The organism is Rufibacter psychrotolerans, assembly GCF_016924645.1.
GTDB classification, from domain to species: domain Bacteria; phylum Bacteroidota; class Bacteroidia; order Cytophagales; family Hymenobacteraceae; genus Nibribacter; species Nibribacter psychrotolerans.
On sequence record NZ_JAFFJV010000020.1, the window covers coordinates 132885 to 154176 of the forward strand.

Here is a 21292-nt window from a genome sequence, read left to right on the forward strand (position 1 = left end):
CAGAAGTTTCCTCCGTGCTCCAGCAAGAGGAGGGGTGAGGATTACGGTACCGGGTCGTATCCGTGCCCGCCCCAGGGGTGGCAGCGGCCAATGCGTTTCAGGGCCAGCCAACCGCCTTTGAACGGACCGTACTTCACAATAGCCTGGTGCGCGTAGGCCGAGCAGGTGGGCGTGTAGCGGCAGTTGCCGGGCGTGAGCGGCGAGATCATGTAGCGGTACACCCACACCATGCCCAGAAAAAGAAACCTGAAAAGCCAGTTGATTGCCTGCATTTTAGCGCTAGTTCGGGAAAAAAGGCTACAAATCCTTACCTTTGCGGTTTCTAACTAACACAAGTTATGCTTAAAAAAGTTTATAGTTTACTCCTTCTGGGGTGTTTGGGCGTGTCTCTGAACGTCCGCGCCGATGAGGGCATGTGGCTTCCGCTGCTCATCAAGCGGCTGAACCACGTGGACATGCAGAAACAAGGCCTGCAATTAACCGCCGAGGAAATTTACAACGTGAACAACGCCAGCCTCAAAGACGCCATCGTGCAGTTTGGCGGCTTCTGTACCGGTGAGTTCATCTCCAAAGAAGGCTTGCTGCTCACCAACCACCACTGTGGTTATGACGCCATCGCCAACAACTCCACCCCGCAGGACGACATCCTGAAGAACGGCTGGTGGGCCATGACCCGCGAGCAGGAAAAGAAAAACGAAGGCCTGTTCGTAGACATCCTGGTGCGCATGGAAGACGTGACCGGCCAGGTGTTGCAGGGCATTACGCCGCAGACCCCCGAGCAGGAGCGCAGCAAACTGGTGGCCGAGCGCACCAAAACCCTGGCCGATGCGGCCAAGAACAACGGCCAGTACGTGAGCTACGTGCGCGATTTTTTCAACGGCAACGAGTATTACCTGTTTGTGTACGAGCGTTTCTCTGATGTGCGCCTGGTGGGCACCCCGCCCGAGAGCGTTGGTAAATTCGGGGGCGATACTGACAACTGGATGTGGCCGCGCCAGACCGGCGACTTCTCCATGTTCCGGGTGTACATGAGCCCAGACGGCAAACCGGCCGCTTACTCTGAGAAGAACGTACCCTACCGTCCTAAGCACCACCTGCCCATTTCCATGAGCCCCGTGAAAGAGGGCGATTTCTCCATGGTGTTCGGGTTCCCGGGCCGTACCACGCGTTTTATGGCCGGTTCTGGCCTGAGCATGGCTGTGGAGCAGTCTAACCCCGTGCGTATCAAGCTGCGCGAGCGCCGCCTGGCCCTCATGAAAGAAGCCATGGATGCCTCCGCCGCCGACCGCCTGAAACTGGCCTCTAACTACGCCAGCATCAGCAACTACTACAAATACTTCATCGGGCAGAATGCGGGCATTAAGCGCATGAAAACCCTGGACAAGAAAGCCGCCGAGGAGAAAGCCTTCCAGGCCTGGGCCGATGCCAACGCCGACCGCAAAGCCCTTTACGGCTCTGCCTTAGCGGACATCAACGCCTCTTACGCCGGGCAGCGCACCTACAACCTGTCGGCCATTTACCGCACCGAGGCCGCCCTGGCGCCCCAGCTCATCGCGCACGCGTACCAGTACTCGCCGCTGTACAGCCTGCTCAAAGCCGGCAACGCCGACAAAGCCAGGCTGCAGGAAATGGTAACGGCTTACAAAGACATGAACAAAGAGTTCTACGCCAGCTACGTGCCGTCGGCCGACCAGAAGATCTTCGCCGAGCTGATGCAGATGTACTACCAAGATGTACCCAAGGCGCAGCACGCCGACATCTTCAAAGACCTGACGACTACCTACAAAGGTGACTTTAAGAAGTGGGCCGCCGATGTGTACAGCAAATCACTGCTGGCTTCTGAAGTTAAGGCCAACGCGTTTTTGGCCAATCCTACGCTTAAGGCCCTGGAAACAGACCCGGCGTTCAAGTTCATGCGCGCCGTACAAACCAACTACCAGGACAACATCCTGCCCAAGCTGAACGAGTACAACGCCGCCTTGGGTAGGGCCAACCGCCTGTACGTGGCCGGTCTGCGCGAAATGCAGCCTAACAAGGTGTTCTACCCAGATGCCAACTCCACCCTGCGCCTCACCTACGGTACCGTGAAGGGCTACGAGCCCCGCGACGGCGTAGAGTACAAATACTACACGACCATGGATGGCCTGGCCGAGAAGGAAGACCCTACCAACCCAGAGTTCATTGTGCCCGCTAAACTCATGGAACTGTACCGCCAGAAAGACTACGGCCGCTACGGCCAGAACGGCGAACTGCGCGTGGGCTTCATCACCAACAATGACATCACGGGCGGTAACTCCGGCTCGCCGGTGATCAACGGCCGCGGCGAGTTGATTGGCCTTGCCTTTGACGGCAACTGGGAAGCCATGACCGGCGACCTGGTGTTTGACCCCGAGTACAAGCGCTGCATCAACGTAGACATCAAGTACGTGCTCTTCATCATGGACAAATTTGCCGGTGCCGGCCACCTGGTCAACGAGATGACCCTGGTAGACAACGGCAACCCCAACACCACCTTCAACCCGTCTCTGAACGATGTGAAGATGGACGGCAAGATGGAGATTGAGACCGCCGACTCCGAGATCAAAATCAAGAAGAAGCGCAACGAGACCAAGATCAAGAAAGAGACTAAGAAACAGAAGCGCTAACCTGTTTCAGGCCCCTTTTCTAAGAAACAAACCCAAAACGCCCGGAGGTTCTCTGGGCGTTTTTTTCATTGAGCAGGATTTTCTGGATTAGGTCAATTTTCAGGATTGAGTTAGGAGCAGGAACATGCATGATGGACAAAAGCCCTGATGTACAGTTGGCGCAAGTTTCAGACTCGTTTCTGCAGTTGAGGGTAGCCTTCTTCAGCCAAACGCCCTCACTTCCTTGTCGCGGCATCCCGCATTGCTGAAAATCAATGGCAATTTATGGCGCGGAAGTTAATCTATGGCGCGGAAGTTACTTCCGTGCCTTCAAGAATGCACTATATCTGTGCGCATAGCAATAAACAGCTTCTTAAGCCCTTGCCGGATAAGCGATGCACCTAGTAGCGTTTCCATGGTTGAACGGCTATTGGCACAGACACTCGCAGGTCTGGAAGACACTCCGAGGTCTTTTGAGCAAGTGAGATGCGGAGCTTTAGAAGTTATTTTTAGCACTTCTATGTCCAAGGACTTTAGGCTGTGTCTGAAAAATGCTCCCGGAGCTTTTTCATCCGGTTTCCCTCGGCTGATCTCTGCCGCCATTGCCTATGGTAGGCCGGCGTTTTGGGGCTACTTTCCCAAAAGCAGCCCCAAAACGGTACTGCCCCGCCATTTTTCAGACACAGCCAGCATTAAACCCGCGAGTATCTGAACCAACCCTTGAGAGTAATGAAATTATTCCAAGTATAACTATGACTTTGTACTAGGCGTACTGTAGAAAACCCATTGGCCAACCCTCCAGCCTATGCAGCATGTTCTACGGTTTTGCCTGTTTCTGATTTTATTGTTCACCACCTTTCCTGCCAGGGCGCAGATGAACAATGCTGCCGTGGGGGCCAGGGCAGTGAGTTTGGGCGGTGCGGAGGTGACGTTGACGGACACCTGGGCCTTGAGCAACAACCCCGCTGGTATTGCTGGTTTAGAAAGCCTGCAGTTAGGTGCCTATGCCCACAACCGTTTTTCCCTGAAAGAGCTCACTACCGTTGGCTTGCTGGCGGTGTACCCGTCCGCTAAGTTTGGCAGTGTGGGCGTAGACCTGCAGCGGTTTGGCGGGGAACTGTACAATGAGCAGCGCCTGGGAATTGGGTTTGCGCGTCAGTTGGGCGTGGTCAGGCTAGGCCTCAAGGCCGATGTGCTGCAGGTGCGCGTGCAGGAGTGGGGCAGCCGCAAAGCCGTGGCCCTGAGCGTGGGCCTGCAATCAGACCTGTTGCCCAAGCTTTCCTTCGGGGCACACATCTACAACCTGAACCAAGCCAAATTAGCCGAGTTTGAGGATGAACGCGTGCCTACCGTCATGAAAATGGGGCTGAGTTTTCAGGCGGCCACCAAGGTGTTGCTGGTTCTAGAAGCCGAGAAGGAACTGGAGTATCCGGTGGCGGTAAAAGGCGGCATTGAGTACCGGTTGTTACCTGCCTTGGGCCTGCGGACGGGGTTTAACACCGGCACCCAGGCGGGTACGGCGGGCGTGGACGTGAAATTCAAACAGTTTCAGGTGGCGTATGCCCTGGGGGCGCAGCACCAACTGGGCCTGAGCAACTATCTGTCCGTTGGGTACCAGTTAAAGAAGGAGCCGCAGCCATGAAAATCTGTTTCGGGCTCCTTTTTCTGATTTTAGCCCTGAAATACGGGGCGGCTGCGCAGGAAGTGCCCCGCCCCGCCGTGGATGTGGAGCTGCTGGTGCAGGAGCTTTTTTCGCAGCAAGATGACGAGAACCCCATTGCTTACGAAGACCTCTATGAAACGCTGCTCCAATACTACCGGCAGCCGTTAGACCTCAACCGCGCCACCCGGAACGAGCTCCGGAGCCTGTGGCTGCTGTCAGAAAGCCAGATTTCGGCCCTGCTCCAGCACATCCAGGACAACGGGCGGCTGTTCAGTTTATATGAGTTGCAGGCCATTCCGGGCTTTGACCTGATCAGCATCCGGCGGCTGTTGCCTTTTGTGCGGGTACAGGCCCTGGGCCAGGCCGAGCAGCGTACCTGGAAAGAACGCCTCAAAAACGCTGATACGCATACCCTGCTGCTCAGGTATGACCGTACCCTGCAGGAGCGCCGCGGCTACACCCCGCCCGAAGGTCGTTCCACCACCCGCTACTTGGGTTCGCCAGACAAATACCTGCTCCGGTATCGCTTCAGCCATCCGCGTGATTTCAGCTTTGGCATCACCGCCGAAAAAGACGCCGGGGAGTCCTTCACGTGGAACCCCAGTCAGCGGCGCTACGGCTTCGACTTCCTCTCTGCCCACGCCCAACTCTATGACCGCGGGGCCTTCAAGACCCTCGCCCTGGGCGATTACCAGCTGCAGTTTGGGCAAGGGTTGCTGCTTTCCAGCGGCCTGAGCGTGGGCAAAGGCGGCGAGACCATTTCCACCGTGCGCCGCAGCCAGTTGGGCATCAGGCCGCATACGTCGGCCTTGGAGACTAACTTTTTCAGGGGCCTGGCGGCTACTCACCGCTGGCAGAGGCTGGAAACCACGCTCTTCTACTCTAACCGCAGGGTAGACGCATCGGGCGGCGACGCTTTGCCCGAGGACACCACTTTGCTGACCCTGGGCGCACTGCAAACCTCGGGCCTGCACCGCACTCCCACCGAGCTAGCCAACCGGCAGCGGGCCCGGGAACAGGTTCTGGGCGGCAACATCACCTTCCGAAACCCGGCACAAACTTTCGGGCTGGGGCTCACAGCCCTGCATACAAGCTACAACCTGGCGCTTCAGCCCCGGCTGGAGCCGTACAACCTTTTCAGTTTCAGGGGGCGGCAGAATTTGGCCGTGGGGCTCCACTACAGTTACCTGTGGCAGAACCTGAACTTCTTCGGGGAAGCGGCCCGCTCGGGCAACGGAGGCCTTGGGACCGTGAACGGGGTGCTGGCGAGTTTGTCAGAGAAGGTAGAAGTAGCCTTGCTGTACCGGTACTACACCCGCGATTTTCAGACCTTGTACGGCGCGGCTTTCGGGGAGGGCAGCCGCAACCAAAACGAAAGCGGGCTGTACACGGGCCTCAAACTGAAGCTGAGCAACCGCTGGCAACTGACCGGGTACTATGACCGTTTTTCGTTTCCCTGGCTCCGGTACCGGGTAGACGCTCCCTCTACCGGCGAGGAGTACCTGCTGCGGCTGCAGTTTGTGCCTTCCAAGACCCGGCTGCTGTACGGCCAGTACCAGTATGAGCGCAAAGCGCGCAACCAGACCGTGGAGGAGAGCGCCCTGCGGCACGTCACAGACACGCACAGCCACCGTTTTCTGGTCTTGCTGGATGTAAGCCCACTGGCCGGATTGAGGCTCCGGTCGAGGGTGCAGGCTAGCCGGTTCCGGCAGACTGGCCCAAGCCGTACGGGGTATTTCACGGCCCAGGACCTTATCTGGGAGCGCCACCAGACCCGGTTAAGTGGCCGCTATGCCCTTTTTGATACCGACGACTACGATACCCGCCTGTACGTGCCTGAGCAGGATGTCTTGTACGCCTTCTCGCTGCCGGTCTTTGCGGGCCGGGGCACGCACGTGTACCTGCTGGTGCAGCAGGCTCTCACGCGCTACCTTGATTTTTGGTTCAAGCTAAGCCACACGCACTACCGCGGGCAAAGCACCGTTGGTTCAGGGCTGGAGCAGATCCAGGGGCCGGCGCGTTCCGAGGTTCGGGCGCAGGTGCGATACCATTTCTAGCTTGTTTTCTGGAAAACAGGCTAGAAACGAAAACAGGCCTAAAACTACTCAGGTTTGGTACTGTAGACCGCTTCCTGCGGGGTGCCCGCCACAAATTCCAACTTCGGGAGGGGGGTGGGGTCAACCTGGTACAAGTAAAAAGTATGCGCCGTGATGCTGGGCTGGTCGAACCGGGCGTACAGTTTCACGGGGTACGGGTACCAACCAAGGTCTGCCTCCTGCGAGGAAACCAGAATGACGCGCCTGTTTTCTTTTTGGGCCAGGGCCCTTGTCCAGTCCAGAATTTGGTAGAGCGTCAACTCATTCTCCTCCGGGCTGCCGGGCTGGAAGAAGGAGCTGGGCTTTAATTCGGGCACGTAGAGCAGGGGCTGGCCATAATACGCCACTATCGCCGACAGCAGGATATCGTCTTCCAACGCAATCAGGTTGGAGGCCGGTACCCGTTCCTTCAGAAATGCCGCCGTTTCCTTCGCCTGATGGAATGGATACTTCAGGTCCATGCCTATGGCATACACACCCACCCCAAACTGAACCACCGTAGCCGCCAGCAGCAACGCCTGAAGCCGCTGAAATGCCCTGACATTCTCCCCAGATGAGTCTCTGTAGTAGGACAGGAGCCAAGTAAACGCAACGGTAAAGAGGAAGTAATGCCCAAAGTGCCGGAGACTGCCCATGTACTTAAAGGCAAAAAACAGCGAAAGCAGCATGAGTAAAGCCAGAAACGGCAGAAACAAACGCCGCTCTACCCTAAAGCAAGCAAGAACAAACAGGATAATGGCGCCAGACAGAAGGGCTTCCATGGCGTAGCCCAGCAGGGTAGGCGTTAAGATGTACGAATTCCAGAAATTAATAAAAAAGTGTGGGATTGGGAAAAAAGCCTGCCATGGTCGGGTGGCGGCCCTTAGGTTCAGCATCAGTTGCCCCGCTTCTGCCGGGCGGGCAATGCTCCACAGTGCAAGCAGGCAGCCCAAAGCCCAAATCGCAGTTCCCAGGTACAGTTTTGTTCGGCCAACTTGTGATTGCGGGGGCGTGTCTTTCCACCCGCCCCGCGCTTCTGCAAAGAGCAAGAGCCCCATCAGTCCGGAGAAGAAAAGGCCAAAGAGATGCGTGTGGGCATTGAGCAGCAGCACGAAGATATACAAGTACCAACGGGAAAACCGCTTTGGGTACATCGCGCAGACCAGGAAGGTGGTCAACAGCTCCATGGCGTACAGCCTGCTAATGAGGCCGTACTCAAACAAACCATAGTAGCCAAAGCAGAACAGGAGTTTTAGTAACCAGTTGAACGGTGCCCACCGCAGGAAGACAAAGACAAAGCCAACCGCAAATGCAAACTGCCCCACCTGCAAGGCTTTTAAATCTTGGGTGAACCGGGTGATAACAAAGAGCAAACTGTACCACAGGTTGGGATGGCCTTCATATACCTTGTTTTGCAACAGCTCTGCGTAAGAATTGCTATAGAGCGCCAACAGCCACGGCTCCGTTTCGTCAAACCACAGTTCATGGTAGGGCATCAGCCTGGCTAAGAGCAGCGCGTAGATGAGGGTGAAGAAACTCGCAAGGAAGGGGGTAGAGCAGAGTACCCTTGGTTCACCTAGCTTCATTTGATTGGTAGAGGAGAGATCAGCTAGTTTCATTGGGCCGAAAACTCTGCCATCATATACTTCTTTGGAAAGGGAAGCGGGTTGACTTTGTAGATGTAGAAGGCGAATCTGTTGATTGAATTACCCCTAAAGGTAGCCAGAAACTCAATGGGGAAAGACGACCATTGATAAGGCAACTCACTGCGGCAGACGAGTATTACCGGCGTGTTCTTTTGCTGTGCTAATGCCTGCGCCCAGTCCAGCAGAACAATGGGGCGCAAATCGTTTGCTTCCTGGGGATCAAGCGTGTAAAAGCTTGCCAGGTTTCCGGTGGGAAGGTTATAAACCGGGTGCCCCAGGTAAGCCGTGATGTTAGAGGTGGCAACGCGCTCATCCGTCGCGAGGATGTACCCAGTGGGTAGGGCTTTCAGGTACTGGGCAACCTCCTTCCCCATAAAGAAAGGATGCTTCCAATCCGTAGCCAAAGCGTACGCACCGGCAATCACCTGTAAAAAGCCGAATAGGTATAAACAGGGAAGAAGGATTTTATCGGCCCATTTGAAAGGATGGTGCGGTATAAGGCTCTGGACATAGTAGGTCCTTAGCCAGAGCAAGGCAATGGTATAAACAAAATAATGGCCATGGTGCCTCATGCTTCCTTCAAACTTGAGAAAGAAGAGAAAAAATAACGCACCGAATAAAAGAAGCAAGGGAAGTAGCAGTCGCTTGGTCCGGTAAAATGCCGCGCAGAGAAGTGCGAGCAGTAGTGCCGAAAGCACAATTTCAACGCTGGTTTTGAGAAAGGAAGTATTCCAGAACGAGGTGGTAAGGTCTGGTACAGGAGCAAACGACTGCCAGATGCGGGCTATAGTCTGGTAGAAGTAGTAAGGGTGGAGGAAAGTGAGCAACGAAGCCTCTATTTCATTTGGGCGCATCATGCTCCAGAATGAAAAGAGGCAGCCTGTAGCCCATATGGCAATTCCTATAAATTTACGAGCAGGTGATACGGGTAGTTTGGGAGTTTCTTTCCAGACGTTAAAGGTCTCAGAAAAGAGCAACAACCCAAGTACCCCAGTCATGAAAAAACCAAAAAGATTGGTCTGGGCCAGTATGGCTAACAACGCGATGTACAGGTACCAGTGAGAGAAACGCTTGGAATAGAATGTACAAACCAGAAATAGGAAGAACATTTCCAGGGCATACAGCCGGCTAATGATGCCGTACTCAAAAAGGCCATAGTATCCAAAGCAGATCATGCCCTTTAGAAGCTTAGGGAAAGGAGCGTACCGTAAAAACAAGTACACGAACCCAATGGCAAAAACCGTCTGGGTGATTTGGAGTGCCCTAAGATCATGGGTGAAGGAAGTGACAGCAAACAAGATGCTGTACCACAGGTTAGGATGTCCCTCAAAGCGTTTGTTGTATAGTAGCTCGGAATAGGAATCACTGTAAAGAGCCAGCAGCCATGGCTCGGTCTCGTCAAACCAGAGTTCATGAAACCCCATTGCCCAGGCAAGAATCAAGGCATAAAAGAAGGTGAAGGTTAAGGCGAATGAACTATCCCGGGTAAAAAGTGCCATGAACTTACTCTTGGGTTTTTGACTGCTCATGGTATTCCTGCTCGGTATTCACTTCCCAGATGTTGGCTTTATCTATGCGGCCCTGGGCAATGTTCTCTACTGCCAGCATGGCCGTCAGCATAGAATGGTCCTGGTTGTTGTACTTGTGCATGCCGTTGCGGCCTACCAGGAAAAGGTTCTCAATGCTGTCCAGGAAAGCCTGCACTTTTGGAAACTCATTGTAAGAACCAAAATATGCGGGGTAGGCTTTGGGCATTTTCACCACTGTGCCGTCTATCACCTGATCGGCGGAGATGATGCCCAGTTTCTGCAGTTCAGTGATGGCCAATTGTTGCAGGTCCGCTTCAGACATGCGCCAGAGTTCGTCTTCTTCCTGACAGAAGTACTCCACGCCCAGCCAAACCTTGCTGGGCTGGGTAACCAGGTACGGGCTCCAGTTGTTGAACAGCTGAATGCGACCGGCCAGCACGTCCGGCTCCTGGATGTAAATCCAGTTGTCTTGGATTAGTTGTTCCGTATCAGATTTGATGGCCAATTGGTGCAGCAGCAACCCCACCGAGATAAAATTACGGTAGGGCAGCTCTTCGGCAATCTTGCGTATGTCTGGGGGGACAACGCTGCCCAAAGTCCTTACCAGGCTTCGGATGGGCATAGTGGAAATGACGTATTCAGGCTGAACCTGGTAAGTGGTGCCATTGGCCAGATCCTGCACGGTGGCCGAGGTGATGCGATTGTTTTTCAGCTCCAGGCCCACTACTTTTTGTAGCATATGCACCTCGCCGCCCTTGGCTTTTACCTGATCGGTGACCACTTCCCACAAATGCCCGGGCCCCAGCTTCGGATACAGAAACTGCTCAATAAGGGAGGTTTGGGTCTTTTTTTGGGTAAAATCGGAAGAAGGAGCCGAAAACTGCTGCCGCACAAAATGCTTCACCGCCTGGGTAATGGATAGGGCCTTGATCCGCTGGGCACCCCACTCGGCACTAATCTGCTGGCAGGGCACGCCCCACACTTTCTCGGTGTACGACTTAAAAAAGGTATGATACAGGTGCTTGCCGAACCGATTGATAAAGAACTCCTCCAGGTTCTTCTCCTCCCTGATAGGATGGGCCACCTGTTTCAGGTAACTGAACACGGCCTTGGTAGACCAGCCCACGCCCAGTTGTTTCAAGGTGGTGGGGGAGAAGGACAACGGGTAGTCAAAGAATTTCCGGCGGAAGAAGATGCGCGATTTACGCTGCCGTAACAGCATGACATTGTCGCCCGCCGACGGGTCTGCCGCCGAGATGGTGGGGATGGAGCGGCTTTTCCCCTGGTAGGTTAACTCGCCAATGGTTTGTCCGGGTTCCAGCTGGAGCGGAAGAATGGACAGCCACCAATCCATCACCCGGTCAGACTTGGAGAAGAACCGGTGTCCGCCAATGTCCATCCGGTTGCCCTTGTAGTTGATGGTGGCCGAGATGCCGCCTATCCGGTCCGTGGCTTCCACCACGTAGGGATGAATCTGCGTCTGTTGCAGCAATTCATAAGCGGCCGTGAGCCCAGCCGGACCAGCCCCAACAATGAGGGCGGTAGAAGGAGAAGACATACCTAAACGAGTAAACTCTTCAAAGATAACAGGAGAAAACGGTTCTCCGAAGGCTATCTGAGATTCAAGTACAAATGCCGGAGGGCTTAAGAAAGCATTGCCTCAGACGAAGTGATGTAAGGAGTATCTGGTTGGGGACTGGGTAAACGCGTGAGCCTCTGGGTGAGGTGGTAGCTGTCTAACCCAGACAACGCCATGCTTTGGGCTTTCTCAAGGTCTACGTACCCGTCCTGCTTCAAGCAATCCTCGGGCACCAGCGCCTCCACCACCTCGCCAATCACCAGAATGGTCCCGTTCAGTTTGATGTACGTGCGTTGCACCAGCCGCAGTCCCAGCTTGATGGACGCCTCCTGCACATACGGGGCCGGGTGTAGTTCTGAGAACTGAGGGGTGAATCCGCAGATCTCAAACTCTGACTGGGTGTGGTGCGCACTGGCGTGGTGCGCCGCCGGGTAGAACTCGGGCCGGACGTGATTGAGCGTGAAATGCCCGGTTTTGATGATGTTGTTGAGGGTGTCGCGCACCACATTGTCTGGCCGCACCAAGATGCCAATCAGCGGCGGATTGGCCCCTACGTGAAACACCTGCGAGTACAAGCCTAGGTTGGTGCGGCCTTTGGGGTCTATGGTGCCTACCAGGCAAATGCTCTTAAAGCCAGAGAGCGACGTGATGAAGTTTGCCCGGTACGACTGCTCCATCTGGAGGATGTCTGTGGTTGAAAACTGGGTGTCTGTCATGGGAAAAGGGGGTAAGCATGTAGACAACAGGTTCCCTCAGTAACAAGGGAAAGGTAAGGTAGGAATAAAATTGAAAAGAGCCTAATGCTAACGGGCCCTTGCCCAGGATGACTTTCCCGACAGATTGAGGGAAGAATGGCAGTGTTTTGGGGCACCTCTGGCTGTACCTATGTCATAATTGCTAAACAAGCCGAAGGCCTTTGGGTGCAGAAAAGCCGTTTAGGGGCTGATTTTGGGAAAACAGCTCCTAAACGGCACTTAGCGTTGGCACTGCTGCAAAGCCTGGCAGCCGGACCTGATCTCAGCGCTGATGAGGCGGCCCTGCCGGTCAAGTTCCAGGTGGCAGCATTCCAGAAAAGCAGCTTTCAGCTTTTCCCGGCCGCGTTGGATGCGCGATTTTGCCCCGGAAAGCGACAGACCCAACCGCTTGGCTATCTCCTGTTGGGGAATGCCTTCCAGGTCGCTTAACCGAAGCGGTTCTGCGTACGCCTCAGGCAATAGGTTCAGCAGCGGCCCCACACAATGGGCCAGTTCATGGATTGGGTCTTCACCCAAGCTTGGGGCGACTAGCTCAATTTCTTCAGGCAAAGAGGTTTCGCGCTGGCGTGCCCGGTAAAAATCATGCACCACATGCCGGGTGATTTCATACAGCCAGGCCCGCACATTCCTGACTTGCGGTAACGTTTCGCAGTGCCGATGTACTTTCAGGAGCACCTGTTGAGAAAGATCCTCCGCATCGGCCTGGTTGGATACCCGTTTCCTGATGAAGCCCTGCAAAGCCTCCTGGTAGGTAAGGAACACCGGGCCAACGGCTGCACAGGGATCGTCCGCTTGGAGAGTGGTGCAGACTCCGGAAGGATGCGCGCACGGAGAGGTCTTGGATTGCATAACACAAAAAGCAATGGCTTCCCGTTTAAGGGCTGTTTTCTGCAAAGGAGCCCTAAAACAGGAGGTCAGATGTTTACTAAATTCCTGCCAGCAGGCTTCGGCGCTACATCAGGTAAATGTCTCGCCAACGCCCGTTTAATTTACCCAGTTTTCCCGGAGGCCCACCCTCCTGAAACCGCACTTTTGATGCAAGGCCACACTCGTCCCGTTTTCCTTCAGGATACTGGCCTGGAGGGTCCAGATGCCATTTTCTTCTGAGGAGTCAATGAACTGCTGCAGCAACACCTGCCCATCCCTTTCCCCCGGAAGGTTTCGTTCAGAAAGATGCTTCCCTCTGCCACCCCGCCGTACACGCACTGGCAGGAAACGGAACTTAGGGCCGCCCATCCTTCCACCTGCCCCGCTAGGGTACGGACAACCAGTCTGTTGTGTACAAGATGTTCCGTGTCCCACTTTCCTCAAGAGGGCCATGGTTTCCAGGGTGGCGATTTTACTCGCAATCTCCCGTTCATAGATGTCTTTTCCCCTGGGGTATAGGCTGGCTTGCAGCGCCTCCAGAATGATTTACCTACGTGTTTCCCTGGAGGTTGCTGGCTGAAAGGGGATTTCGACCGAAGCAGAGGCCACAGGGGCCGGGCTGCAGCAAGCAGGGCTGCCGCAGGTTGGTTGCTCTGCCTCCCCGCCGTACGTGGTAGATGCGCCAAAGGTATAAAACGTTTCCCACTCTATGCCCTGCGGGTCCTTGATCCAGGACTTTTCAGACTGGGCGTAGCAACAGGTGGTGTTGCCTTCCTGGCGAATGGTGCCTTTTGCTTTCACCAGCCGGGCATAGACTTCCTGCAGTTCCTCAGGTGTTTCGGCTTGTATCCCCAGGTGTTCAAGGCCAGTAACTGGTCCGTGCGTGGAAATGGCAAAGTTCACTCGAGGGTCTTCCAGCATCCATTTGGCATAATCAGATTTCAGCACTGTTGGTTCTGCCGCGAAGAGGGCAGTGTAAAAGTCCACCGATTCCTGTAGGTTGCGTACGCTGAGGTTAACATGTAGTCTTTTCATGGCTCTTTGTTTGTTTATGTCCCGATGACGGAGCGCCAGGCAAAAAGACGCAGGTTCAAGAAAGATAAATTCTAAAATTCATGAGCCCGCAAGATCAAAGTGGGGCATTCAGCGGTGAGGCAAATTTGGCAATAACAGGCAGCGGGCTTTTTGTTATCTTGCGGGGAAACTAGTTCGTTTTAGGTAAGGGGCGTAAACAAGGTATTGATGTCCTAAAGCCCAGTACATTTTTAAGGTAGAACAGGTTGAACAGACCATACTTAATTGAGTTCCCGGTGATTGGAGATGCAAAGATCGGGTTTATCTCTGTTGCTGATTACAAGCAGTCTATACCCTTTGAGGTCAAGAGAGTGTTTTGGACGTATGAAACGCCTGAACACATTGTAAGGGGCCGGCATGCCCATTACCAAACCCAACAGGTTCTGCTTGCTGTATCCGGCCGCATCTTAGTCACCACCGAACTGCCAACTGGCGAGATTGAAGTTTTTAGTCTTGAAAAGCCCCATATAGGGGTATATCTGCCTCCAAACGTTTGGCACACCATACAGTATTCCAAGGGCGCAGTACAGATGGTGATGGCTTCCACTTCCTTTAACGAAAAGGATTATATAAGAGATTACTCAGATTTTAAGGCTATATGGAGGAAAGATTAGCAGAGCTTATCAGAATCAGGGAAAGTGTCTTGCCTTTTTATAGCCCTTACTCTTTTATCAGAGAAATAAAGCCAAGAGATCAGTACCAGGTCTTCATCAAAGAAAGGATACAGAAGCATGGGGTTGATGATCATTATCATACTTTCTCCATTATAGTGGATGGGGTAGAATTTGCTTTTTTATATGAGTTTCTGCCTTGGGACAGCAACTTCATGGGAAGAGATTGCTATAGACTATTTACTGTCTTATTCTCCCACCATAATGCAAACGCATTGGTCAAGGCGGCTAAGTCTTTCAAAGACAAGCTTCTTGCTACTAGTAACACTTACTGTTTCTCAGAAATCCCTTCTGAAGACATTTTCCTACTGCAGTGTTTAAATATAGCAGGTTTCAAAATGGTTGAAACACGGTTCCATTATTTCAGAAGGAAAGCGGAAGACTTTGAGGCAGAACGATACAAAGTAAGAAAAGCAACTACCGCAGATATACCAATTCTTAAAGAAGTTGCTGCCAAAAGTAGAAACGAGTACGATAGGTTGCACGCAGATTATTCATTTTCTGAAGAGATAGCAGATCATTACCTTGCCACCTATGCAGCAGCAGCTGTGAATGGTTTTTGTGATTATGTCCTTGTTCCTGATGTACCAGGGTATCCAATAGCCTCTTTCCTGGCTTTTGATTCATATGAAAAGATATCTCCAAAACATAACTTGAGTTTGATGTATGCTAGGTTGGCTGCAGTAGCCCCTGAGAATACGGGTTGGTATGTTAAGCTGCTTACAGAATTCATGCATTACGCTAAAGAGCAAAAGGCTTCTTATGTCAAGATAACTACCCAGTCTACAAATAGAACGGTAATTAGAACATTTGATAAGTTAGGATGCAGCTTTGGAGCATGCTTTCATTTACTTTCCCTCAGTTCTTAAGTTTGTACTAATCGTGAATTCAAGTATTATTAGGGTAAGCGCTTTTTGTTTTTTATATTCTTAAAATAGGTAACTTGATATTTATGCCTCTTATCTCCGTAATCGTTCCTTGCTATTTTAACGAGAAGAATATACCGATTACTGTAAAGGAGTTAATTAATAATGAGGTACACTTTCCCTCTAATGTCTCCTTTGAATACGTTTTTGTGGATGATGGCTCTAAGGATGATACATTTAGAGAATTGGTTAACGTAAAGGAAGTCTTTCCTGATAAAATTAAAGTAGTAAAATTAGCAGGCAATGTAGGGTCTCATAATGCAGTAGTGGCCGGGATGGAGTTTGCAGTTGGGGAATGTATCACCATAATTTCAGCAGATTTGCAAGATCCACCTGAACTGATGGCTAAAATGTACGCCCATTGGCAGCAGGGATTTAAGCTAGTTGTCGGAAGTAGGAATGAAAACCAAGACCCAATTTTAAAAAGGTATTTTTCAGGTGTTTTTCATGCTTTGATGCGAAAACTGGCTTTCAAGCACTTGCCTAAAGGAGGATTTGATTATGTGCTTTTTGACAAATGCATTAAAGACGAAGTACTGAAGATGAAAGAGAAAAACAGCAATGTGATGTACTTATTGGTTTGGATGGGCTTTGAATATGTTAATATCCCATATGTTAGGAAGAAAAGAACCGTAGGTGCTTCCCGCTGGACATTCTTGAAAAATGTAAAACTGCTGCTAGATTCAGTTTTATCCTTTTCTTATTTTCCTATAAGAGTTATTTCAGTAATCGGGCTAGTTTTAGGGTTCTTAGCACTTTTGTATACTGCTTTTGTGATTTACGCTGGAATTAAAGGAGGAGGTAAAGATGAGGAATGGTCACCTTTAATGGTTGTGCTATTATTTGCCTCTTCGTTTCAAATGATTGGTTTAGGAATTGTTGGAGAATATGTATGGCGCACGTTCGATGCTTCAAGAGAAAGGCCATTGTATATTATAGAGAGGGCATTGTAGTATCGTCTTGTTGAGGGATGTAGCTTTATTGAAAAAATATGCAGGAAGGGGGCGGTGTTTTCTTTATCTTATTTGTTGATCATCACTCTTCTATTATCCATAACTTCCTTTCCGATCAAGTTGTCTGTCTTATAACTATGATGTTTTAGATATACTATCAATTAAAGGGTGATTCTCTGATCTTAAACAAAAGTGGATCGTTAATAATATTTGTTCGTTTTGTATTAATAAGCTAATCTGGTATCAGATGGATTCTTTGAATAGGATTAACTCATTGCCTAAAATATCTGGTGAGCGGGCTTATGGTGAGCATGTTGTTTTGTTGCATCAACACGACAATCTAATCAGTAATACTTCCTGGGGGGCTTCGGGCTATACTGTAGCACCTCTGTTCTCAGATCATGCGGAATTTGACTCACTTCGGAAAGGTTTGACCAACATTTTTATAGAGGGCATAAAATCCGTGGGTATTATTATACCTTCAGGGTTTCAGGTTGAAAAATATCATTCACTAATCAATGATAACCAAGCGCTGCATTTGGAGGTGATTAATCAGACAAAACTTATCCAAATTGAGCGGTTTCCAACTAATGTTCAGAACTTAGTGAACAGAGTATCAGAGATTGTTGGAGTGAACGTAACGCCCCACAACCCTCAAACTAACGAACAAGTGTTTCACCTGCGCATTGTACGACCAGGGCGTACTGATTTTAATCCACTACATCGAGATGTTTGGTTAGATATATATCGTGGTTGTGTAAACATATATGTTCCTGTGGCAGGGAGTACTATCTCTTCCTCTTTGCCTTTAGTTCCAGGAAGTCACTTTTGGCCCGAATCACAGGTTGAACGAACGCTTAAAGGAGCAATTATGGATGGTGCTAAATACCATGTGCCAGGTCTGACAAATGCCATAAATGAGTTGGATTTGGTTAGACCTAATCCCTTGTATAATGAAGCGCTTGTATTTTCTCCCTATCTTATTCATGGGGAAGCAGTAAACTTAAATAATGATGACACAAGGGTTTCTTTAGAAATGCGGTTTTGGAGAAAGTGATAGTTAAGTGTGCATTCACTTTTATGATTGGTGTATTAAGGATTTAGAACGTTCTAAAGGACTTCTTTTGCTTTCCTTGATTATTAATTCTTTTTGTGAAGGATTATTAAGCCTTCTTAATTTACAAGTCTCTCTTTTTAGGAGCCTGATTAAGGTGGAGTTGTGTAGTTATTGATAATCTTGCTTGTGTATCTAGCAATTAATATTCTGCCTTACATTTTAACTTGTAAGTTATGAATACTATAGGTGATGTTCATTCTGTAAGTAGCAAGGTAATGTTCTGTCTACTTAAGGCCGTAAGAATGATATTGATAATATATGATGTGTTTTGTTCTACTTCTTAGTGTTTTTTTTATTGTCTTATTTTATGTTATTGGTTCTTTACTTTTGCTTTACGCAGTAAAGAGTAAGTGTAGTTTCGCTCAGCATGTCATGAATTTCTTCATTGGCTTTATGATGGTTGTTTCTGTTTACGCCATAATAAAATCAGGGGGTAAGACAATCCTTTCTTTAGTGCCTTTGGTATATTTATTTTTTAGAGCAAATCTGCGTGTATTCGAGGGTAGAAAGGGGTATTCTACTTGGAAGTTCATTGCGGGTGTGGTGGGGTTGTTTATGGCTCTTTTCTTCTTGCAAATTGATTTTCAATTTGATGCGTTAGGTGATCCATTTTCTTATCTGTCTTTTATTCACCCCTATCCTGGTGAGCGATATATTTATAGTACCATCATGAGTATCGCCCACTATGAAGGAGTAGAGACTGTTAGTATTGAATCTTTTATTACAGGGTTTACCGGAGTTTCAGTTTACCACTTTGTAGAGTTTTGGTTGGGGAGCTTATTTAAAAGCTTTTATAATGTAAAAAGTGATATTGTTCTATTTTATTTCGTTTTCCCGTTATTTAAAACTTTCACAATGCTGACTATCATCTCTGTTTTTTCAGAAGAGGTTAGTAGTAAGAAGGTATTTGTACTGGTGCTATGTATTTTGTTGTGCTTTAGTGTTTTAGGATTTCTATGGATTACTAACCCAATAAGCAAATACCATTTGCGAGATATGATAATGTTGCCAATGTTGGTCTTTGCTTTTTATTCACTATATCATGGAAAGTATAGCACAGCCTTGGTGCTTTTAATTTTTGCTTCTATTGAATATATTTTATTTATACCAGTTGTCTTTTTGACGTTAGTGCTTTTCTATAACAGATTCAAGAGAGATGATTATATAAAATTCATGATGTTTATTGTTTTATATGTCTTATTTTATTTTTGCTTCAGAGAGGATATTGCTAATAAGTACTTTGATGTAGGCGAAGAGAAGGTGTGGTTTTCAATTGTATCTGGCAGTAAGTTGCATGAAGTGTACCGCGTTATACTGTTAGCGTTGCTTACCTATCCTATCAGGCTTATCATTGCCCTGTGTGCTTTAGTTTCTTTTCAAGTTCTTAAGAAAAAAATGATTATAGCTGACATAGGGCTTTGGATTTTAAGTTTCTTTTTAGGGTATCATCTGCTTTATGCAATTGCATCTGATTATTCTCTGGATGCATGGCAGTTCAAGCAGATTGCGGTGAACCTGTCTGTTGTTGCATTTATATTCGTTCTTTTTGAATTGGTAAGGAGGAGAATGTACGCTATATGTGTTGTTGTTCTTTTGCTGCAAAGCGATTACAAATATCCATTCGGCGGTGCGAAAAAGAATGACAACTATGATTTTGCTTTAGAGCAAAAGCTTGGGGTAGTAAGTAAAGGAAAGCCAATCAAAGGCTTTTTTGTAGATGAGAATGAAGGGCTGCCTGAGAAATGGGCTCTATTTTACTATCCTACCCGCGCTACTGATTATGCTAGAAGTAATGATTATAGAATGTATTTGTTTAATTACGATATATCAAGATTTAAGAGATCAATTTCTATGTTTGAGCCCTCTGCTCAACCTATTCTTAACAGAATCATTAAGCCATTGTTTCCTATGAATGTTGACCTACAAACAAACATAAGGAACTATGGTGTTTCGATAGTATGGGTTAACAAGAAGTCTAAGTATTTAAGTGTATTCAAAGACAAAAAACCACTTCATGAACTAGAAAGTTACTATATATTCTACTTGGGTGATGGTACTACCAAAGGATAGAAGCAGTGTTGAGTAATACGTGCTTATAAACTCCTAGAGCAGACTAAACATACTCCAACCCCTTGCTTGCTTTCACATCTGATACAAAGTCTTTCACCTTTTGTTCATTGTTGCGCGGACAGATCATCAAAATATTGTGGTGCTCGGCTACTATATAGTCTTGCAGGCCTTGGATCACCACCAGTTTGTCCTGTGGTGTTTTGATGATGCAGTTCTGGGTGTCGTACAGCAGGGTATCTCCATCCACCACATTTCCTTCAGGTGTTTTATTGGCAATGCTATAGAGAGAATTCCAAGTGCCCACATCAGACCAGCCCAGGTCACCTAAAATAACATGCACGTTGTCTGCTTTTTCCATAATGCCGTAATCAATGGAAACGTTGCGGCAAGAGGAGTACACGCCGTCTATAAAAGTACGCTCCTCTGCGGTATAAAAGGTGGCTAATCCTGCTTCAAAAAGGTCGGCAACGTCTTTCAGATGCTCCCGAAAAGCAGCCAGGATGGATTGAACGTTCCAAACGAAGATGCCGGCGTTCCAGACATAGTTACCGCTCTCCAGAAACTTTTGGGCCACTTCCAACGACGGCTTCTCAGTAAAGGTGCTAACCTTTTTTATAGATTGGCCTCCGTCTGGAACATACTGTATATACCCGTAGCCAGTATCTGGGCGAGTGGGTTTTATGCCTAAGGTGACCAGCAGGCTCTCTTCGGCGGTAACCGCCAGGGCTTGGTGAATGCACTCCAGAAAAGCTTGTTCCCTCAAAATCACATGATCAGCGGGGGCAACAATAACGTTTGCCTTAGAATTCTTTTGGGCTATCTTGTAACAGGCATAGGCAATACAGGGAGCGGTGTTCCTGCCCACGGGTTCCTGCAGGATCTGGTCCTCTCCAAGTTCGGGGAGATGATCCTGCACCAGGAACTTGTATTCCCTGTTGGTCACCACATAGATGTTCTCTTTAGGGCAAACCGAGGAGAAACGCTTAACAGTGGATTGAATCATGCTTTCTCCAATTCCGAGAACGTCATGAAATTGCTTGGGGTAATTATTCCTGCTAAAAGGCCAGAACCTGCTGCCAACTCCTCCAGCCATAACCACTACATAGGTGTTCTCTGATAAGCTACTCATGGGTGAATAATTAAGTAAACTGGAATAAGGTAGTAAGCGATCTTTAGCAAAGTTATATAAATCTTTATTATATACAAATAAATATTTATTTTATTTAAGTTTGTTAATATATTTGCGTAATCAAGTAACTTTATAACGGATTTTTGATGATTTTAGGGGTGTTTTTGAAGTTTTATCAACCCTCTTTAGGATCATAAGCAGGTTTGATATGCCTATATATGGCACTAATTGTATTAAAGTTTTGTTTTATTGAATTAAGCATATAAATTTAGACGGGCCTTTGCAGAAACCGGGCCTAGATAAGTCTTTAATAGTTAAGAAAGATAAATAGAAGCTTATGAGAATCGCAGTAGTAGGTACTGGTTACGTGGGCCTGGTGACGGGCACCTGTTTCGCCGAGGTGGGCATCGACGTGACGTGCATAGACGTGAACGTCAAGAAGATCGAGGACCTGAGGCAGGGCGTCCTGCCCATCTACGAGCCTGGTCTGGAAGAGATGGTGCTCCGCAACGTGGAGAAGGGCCGGCTGGGCTTCTCCACGGACCTTTCCGCGGCCATCAAGGGCTGCGACGCGGCCTTCATCGCGGTGGGCACGCCCCCCGGGGAGGACGGCT

The 21292-nt window shown here is 49.4% G+C and carries 17 protein-coding genes; 9 read left to right on the forward strand and 8 right to left on the reverse strand.

Annotated elements, in window-relative coordinates; translation table 11 throughout:
- Positions 1-41: 41 nt before the first annotated feature.
- Entirely contained in the window at positions 42-272 is a 231-nt protein-coding gene (yidD, locus tag JT718_RS17590) for a membrane protein insertion efficiency factor YidD (protein WP_205504101.1), read from the reverse strand.
- Between the two features lie 66 nt (positions 273-338).
- Between yidD and JT718_RS17595 the strand changes: the two genes are divergently transcribed.
- The 3 genes from JT718_RS17595 (at position 339) to JT718_RS17605 (ending at position 6344) form a co-directional block, all read left to right on the forward strand.
- On the forward strand, positions 339-2645 hold the full coding sequence (locus JT718_RS17595; protein ID WP_205504102.1) for a S46 family peptidase: 2307 nt from the start codon (positions 339-341) through the stop codon (positions 2643-2645).
- Positions 2646-3429: 784 nt separating this feature from the next.
- On the forward strand, positions 3430-4266 hold the full coding sequence (locus JT718_RS17600) for a PorV/PorQ family protein (protein WP_205504103.1): 837 nt from the start codon (positions 3430-3432) through the stop codon (positions 4264-4266).
- Positions 4263-6344: a ComEA family DNA-binding protein gene (locus tag JT718_RS17605; protein WP_205504104.1), complete on the forward strand. Its 2082-nt coding sequence runs from the start codon at positions 4263-4265 to the stop codon at positions 6342-6344. The genes JT718_RS17600 and JT718_RS17605 overlap by 4 nt, the downstream gene beginning before the upstream one ends.
- Positions 6345-6388: 44 nt before the next feature.
- Here the strand turns inward: JT718_RS17605 and JT718_RS17610 are convergent, their stop codons facing one another.
- The 6 genes from JT718_RS17610 to JT718_RS17635 all read right to left on the reverse strand — a co-directional run bounded on the left by JT718_RS17610 (position 6389) and on the right by JT718_RS17635 (position 13773).
- The gene (locus JT718_RS17610) at positions 6389-7948 is read right to left on the reverse strand and encodes a hypothetical protein (RefSeq protein WP_205504105.1); all 1560 of its coding nucleotides are present in this window, start codon (positions 7946-7948) and stop codon (positions 6389-6391) included.
- Between the two features lie 29 nt (positions 7949-7977).
- Positions 7978-9507: a hypothetical protein gene (locus JT718_RS17615; RefSeq protein ID WP_205504106.1), complete on the reverse strand. Its 1530-nt coding sequence runs from the start codon at positions 9505-9507 to the stop codon at positions 7978-7980.
- A gap of 4 nt (positions 9508-9511) precedes the next feature.
- Complete coding sequence (locus JT718_RS17620; RefSeq protein WP_205504107.1) at positions 9512-11095, reverse strand: NAD(P)/FAD-dependent oxidoreductase; 1584 nt, start codon at positions 11093-11095, stop codon at positions 9512-9514.
- An 86-nt stretch (positions 11096-11181) separates the two neighbouring features.
- Positions 11182-11832: a flavin reductase family protein gene (locus JT718_RS17625; protein WP_205504108.1), complete on the reverse strand. Its 651-nt coding sequence runs from the start codon at positions 11830-11832 to the stop codon at positions 11182-11184.
- A 258-nt stretch (positions 11833-12090) separates the two neighbouring features.
- A complete protein-coding gene (gene sigZ, locus JT718_RS17630) occupies positions 12091-12633 on the reverse strand; it encodes an RNA polymerase sigma factor SigZ (RefSeq protein ID WP_317195522.1) in 543 nt (180 codons plus the stop codon).
- 651 nt (positions 12634-13284) lie between these two features.
- A complete protein-coding gene (locus tag JT718_RS17635) occupies positions 13285-13773 on the reverse strand; it encodes an ArsI/CadI family heavy metal resistance metalloenzyme (protein ID WP_205504110.1) in 489 nt (162 codons plus the stop codon).
- Positions 13774-14018: 245 nt separating this feature from the next.
- Here JT718_RS17635 and JT718_RS17640 point away from each other — a divergent pair, with 245 nt between their 5' ends.
- The 5 genes from JT718_RS17640 (at position 14019) to JT718_RS17660 (ending at position 19549) form a co-directional block, all read left to right on the forward strand.
- Positions 14019-14426 carry a sugar 3,4-ketoisomerase gene (locus tag JT718_RS17640; RefSeq protein WP_205504111.1) on the forward strand — a complete coding sequence of 136 codons (408 nt, stop codon included), beginning with the start codon at positions 14019-14021 and terminating at the stop codon, positions 14424-14426.
- Entirely contained in the window at positions 14411-15352 is a 942-nt protein-coding gene (locus tag JT718_RS17645; RefSeq protein WP_205504112.1) for a hypothetical protein, read from the forward strand. The genes JT718_RS17640 and JT718_RS17645 overlap by 16 nt, the downstream gene beginning before the upstream one ends.
- Positions 15353-15435: 83 nt before the next feature.
- The gene (locus tag JT718_RS17650; protein WP_205504113.1) at positions 15436-16362 is read left to right on the forward strand and encodes a glycosyltransferase family 2 protein; all 927 of its coding nucleotides are present in this window, start codon (positions 15436-15438) and stop codon (positions 16360-16362) included.
- Positions 16363-16609: 247 nt separating this feature from the next.
- Positions 16610-17419, forward strand: a complete 810-nt coding sequence (locus tag JT718_RS17655; protein ID WP_205504114.1) for a hypothetical protein — start codon at positions 16610-16612, stop codon at positions 17417-17419.
- A 432-nt stretch (positions 17420-17851) separates the two neighbouring features.
- On the forward strand, positions 17852-19549 hold the full coding sequence (locus JT718_RS17660) for a hypothetical protein (protein ID WP_205504115.1): 1698 nt from the start codon (positions 17852-17854) through the stop codon (positions 19547-19549).
- A 43-nt stretch (positions 19550-19592) separates the two neighbouring features.
- Here JT718_RS17660 and JT718_RS17665 read toward each other — a convergent pair whose 3' ends face one another.
- Positions 19593-20678, reverse strand: a complete 1086-nt coding sequence (locus JT718_RS17665; RefSeq protein WP_240337152.1) for a mannose-1-phosphate guanylyltransferase — start codon at positions 20676-20678, stop codon at positions 19593-19595.
- A 337-nt stretch (positions 20679-21015) separates the two neighbouring features.
- Between JT718_RS17665 and JT718_RS17670 the strand changes: the two genes are divergently transcribed.
- The coding region (locus JT718_RS17670) for a 3-hydroxyacyl-CoA dehydrogenase NAD-binding domain-containing protein (RefSeq protein WP_205504116.1) at positions 21016-21292 on the forward strand (277 nt) is incomplete at its 3' end.